3 protein-coding genes and 1 tRNA gene are annotated in these 3,128 nt (G+C 57.2%); all 4 read left to right on the top strand.

Annotated elements, in window-relative coordinates:
* The first annotated feature begins 40 nt into the window (after positions 1-40).
* The 4 genes from B3C1_RS19125 (at position 41) to B3C1_RS19110 (ending at position 2,919) form a co-directional block, all read left to right on the top strand.
* Positions 41-116, top strand: a tRNA-Thr gene (locus tag B3C1_RS19125).
* Positions 117-206: 90 nt separating this feature from the next.
* Positions 207-1,229 (top strand): UDP-N-acetylmuramate dehydrogenase, encoded by a 1,023-nt coding sequence (gene murB, locus B3C1_RS19120; RefSeq protein ID WP_008486878.1) that lies wholly within the window; start codon positions 207-209, stop codon positions 1,227-1,229.
* 6 nt (positions 1,230-1,235) lie between these two features.
* Positions 1,236-2,219 carry a bifunctional biotin--[acetyl-CoA-carboxylase] ligase/biotin operon repressor BirA gene (gene birA / locus B3C1_RS19115; protein WP_336391140.1) on the top strand — a complete coding sequence of 328 codons (984 nt, stop codon included), beginning with the start codon at positions 1,236-1,238 and terminating at the stop codon, positions 2,217-2,219.
* Positions 2,200-2,919, top strand: coding sequence for a type III pantothenate kinase (locus B3C1_RS19110; RefSeq protein ID WP_008486875.1), 720 nt, complete (start codon positions 2,200-2,202; stop codon positions 2,917-2,919). Before birA ends, B3C1_RS19110 begins: the two co-directional genes overlap by 20 nt.
* Positions 2,920-3,128: the final 209 nt, after the last annotated feature.

The following is a 3,128-nucleotide window of genomic DNA, read 5'->3' as shown; positions in this document are numbered from 1 at the left end:
CTATGTGAGAGTAGGTCACTGCCAGGCATCTAATACGCGTGCTGATATAGCTCAGTTGGTAGAGCGCACCCTTGGTAAGGGTGAGGTCGGCAGTTCGAATCTGCCTATCAGCACCATAAACGAACGAGCCCCGGTCATCTGACCGGGGCTTTTTCGTTTATGGCTTTGTGGATAAACTAAACGCCCTTTTCCCAGCGGTTTCCAGCATGCAGATCCAGTCCGACGTTTCCCTCCTTCCCTTTAATACCTTTGGGCTGGATGTCCACTGCCGTGCACTGGTAACCCTCGATTCTCTCGCTGACCTGCCTCAACTGCCAGCCCTGGTGCGCCAATATCCCCTGGTACTGCCCCTGGGTGGTGGCTCCAATATGCTGTTTTGCGAGCCGTTCGACGGCCTGGTGCTACTGAACCGCCTCAAGGGTATCAAGGTGACCCAAGACGAGCAGAGTTACCTCTTGGAAGTGGGGGCCGGTGAGGGTTGGACCGAATTGGTGGACTGGACTCTGGCCCAGGGCATGGGTGGTCTGGAAAACCTGTCTTTGATCCCAGGTACTGTTGGTGCAGCCCCCATCCAAAACATCGGTGCCTACGGCCTTGAACTCAAGGATCGGTGCCAATATGTGGATTACCTGGATTTGCAGAGTGGCGAGTGTCACCGCCTGGCAGCGGACGCCTGTCAGTTTGGCTATCGCGACTCCATCTTCAAAGGGCAGCTGCAGGGGAAAGTCTTGATCACGGCCGTGGGATTGAGGCTGAATAAAAAATGGACCCCGGTGCTGGACTATGCACCACTGTCCCAACTGACTTATGATGGGGTCACACCACGCCAGGTTAGCGAACTGGTGAAAAAGGTGAGGCGAGCCAAATTACCCGATCCCTCTCAACTGGGTAATGCTGGCAGCTTTTATAAAAATCCAACAATAACAAAAACATCATTCGAAGCGCTGAAGAAGGTATATGCCGACCTGCCCGGCTATGAAGTGTCGCCTGGGCAAATAAAGGTGCCGGCAGCCTGGTTTATTGACCGGGCGGGCTGGAAAGGCAAACGCCTCGGGGACGCTGGTGTTCATGAACACCAGGCGCTGGTACTGGTCAATCATGGCCGGGCCAGGGCGGTAGATATCGTCGAACTTGCCCGCCAGATCAGGGACGATGTGGAAAACAAGTTCGGGGTTTGTCTGTCTCCGGAAATCAGAGTAATAGGCGCTTCGGGAGAAATTCCACTTTAAATTTAGATGCGTCCAATGAAAAAACTCGACCCTGCCAATCAGCTGCTTTTAAGTAAGCTTGCTGACGGGCGATTCCACTCCGGTGAGGAGCTTGGCGAGATCCTGTCTCTGTCACGTGCCTCTATATCCAAGAGGATGGCTGAACTGCGCCGCCTCGGTCTCGACATCTTCAGTGTTAAGGGTAAAGGTTACCGCCTTGCCCACCCCCTGTCCCTGCTCGATGAAGAGCGTCTCAAAGCCAGCCTGGGTGAACACCTGGCGCTTTGGTCAGAGGTGGGCTCCACCAATGACGTGCTTAAGGCGGAGAAGGCTCCCCCAAACGGTGCTGTGGTGTTGGCTGAGTGCCAGACCGCTGGCCGAGGCCGGCGCGGGCAAAATTGGGTGTCGCCTTTTGGTGCCCACCTTTACTTCAGCCTGTTCTGGCAGATGGACAGCCGCCATGCCGCCCTCCAAGGCCTGAGTTTGGTTGCAGGGGTCGCCGTCGCCAATGCCATTAACGCTACCCTGGGTGATGCGGTGCGGCTCAAGTGGCCGAACGACATCTACCATAATGGCCGTAAGCTGGGTGGTATTCTGGTAGAACTGGTTGGCCAGGCCAATGGCCCGGTCAATATCATCATCGGCGTGGGGCTGAATGTGGCCATGCCTTTGGATGCTGCCAGGCAGGTAGACCAACCCTGGACCGACTTGCAGCAGATCTATAACCGCCTGGTGGACCGCACCGAACTGGCCAATCAGGTGATAAGCCGCCTGCGCGACGCCCTGGCGACCTTCAGTGAGAAGGGTCTGGCTGCTTTTGTGGACGATTGGAACCGCTTGGATTGCTTCTGGGGCCAAGCGGTGGTGCTCAAGAATGAGCAAAGCCAGCAGGTAGGGATCTGCCGTGGCATAGAGAGCGACGGCGCTTTGCTGTTGGAGGCGGGCGGCCAGGTCAGCCGTATCTACGGCGGGGAATTGTCCATGAGGAGCCATGACGGCATTACTGGTTGAAGTCGGCAACAGCTACCTCAAGGCTGCGCTAGGTACCCAGGATGGCATCAGGCCTCTCGGGCGCTTTGCTCATGAAGAACTGGATATGCTGACTGCCTTGTTGCCAAGGAACCTTGAGCAACTGTTATTTGCCAGCGTCAGCCAGGAGGGGGTGGCAGAGGCTCTGCATCGCTTCGCCGAGCGACAAGGGCTGCGTTGCCAGCGAGTGATCTCAGAGGCGGAGGCCTTTGGCCTGCGCAGTGCCTATGGCGAACCCTGGCGCCTGGGAGTTGATCGCTGGCTGGCCATGCTGGCTGGCTTCCACAGTACCAAAGGGGCCTGTCTGGTGCTGGATATAGGAACAGCGGCCACAGCCGATCTGGTGGCGGCCAACGGCCAGCATCTTGGGGGCTGGATTGCCCCAGGCTTTCGGATGATGACCCAGGCTGTGCTTTCTGGTACCGCCAAGGTAGCGGATCTAGCCAGCGGGGAAGGGGAGTTGGTCTTTGGGCCCAACACCGGCCTTGGCCTGCATCACGGTTGCCAGGCCATGGTCAGCGGCTTTGTCAAAGAAGCGGTATTGCTGGCTGAGCAACAGCTGGGACAGCGCCCGGCGGTGCTGCTGACCGGCGGTGGTCTTCGCCATCTGCCCCCCAGCCTGTTGGCCCAGGGGGAAGTCCGTACCGACCTGGTATTGGAAGGCTTGGCACTCTATTGCTAACAAATTGCTGAAAGTTTGGGCAAACAACCGTTTTTACAGGTGAAATGCTCTTGCCAAGGCTTGCCCTCGGCTGAACCTTCTCTTAGAATGCGCACCACTTATAGGGCTTCTGACCGGCCCGAAGCGTGCCATACGCTCAAATCAGGACAGGATAATTTGGTGGGGTTCCCGAGTGGCCAAAGGGATCAGACTGTAAATCTGACGGCTCA

The sequence above is a fragment of the Gallaecimonas xiamenensis 3-C-1 genome, assembly GCF_000299915.1.
GTDB classification, from domain to species: Bacteria; Pseudomonadota; Gammaproteobacteria; order Enterobacterales; family Gallaecimonadaceae; genus Gallaecimonas; species Gallaecimonas xiamenensis.
Note: the sequence above shows the minus strand (reverse complement) of the source record. Positions and strands in the feature narration are given on the sequence as shown.

Bases quoted from the DNA above. Each gene is read 5' to 3' on its own strand.
- murB (WP_008486878.1), top strand. From the start codon at position 207: ATGCAGATCCAGTCCGACGTTTCCCTCCTTCCCTTTAATACCTTTGGG.
- birA (WP_336391140.1), top strand. From the start codon at position 1,236: ATGCGTCCAATGAAAAAACTCGACCCTGCCAATCAGCTGCTTTTAAGT.
- B3C1_RS19110 (WP_008486875.1), top strand. From the start codon at position 2,200: ATGACGGCATTACTGGTTGAAGTCGGCAACAGCTACCTCAAGGCTGCG.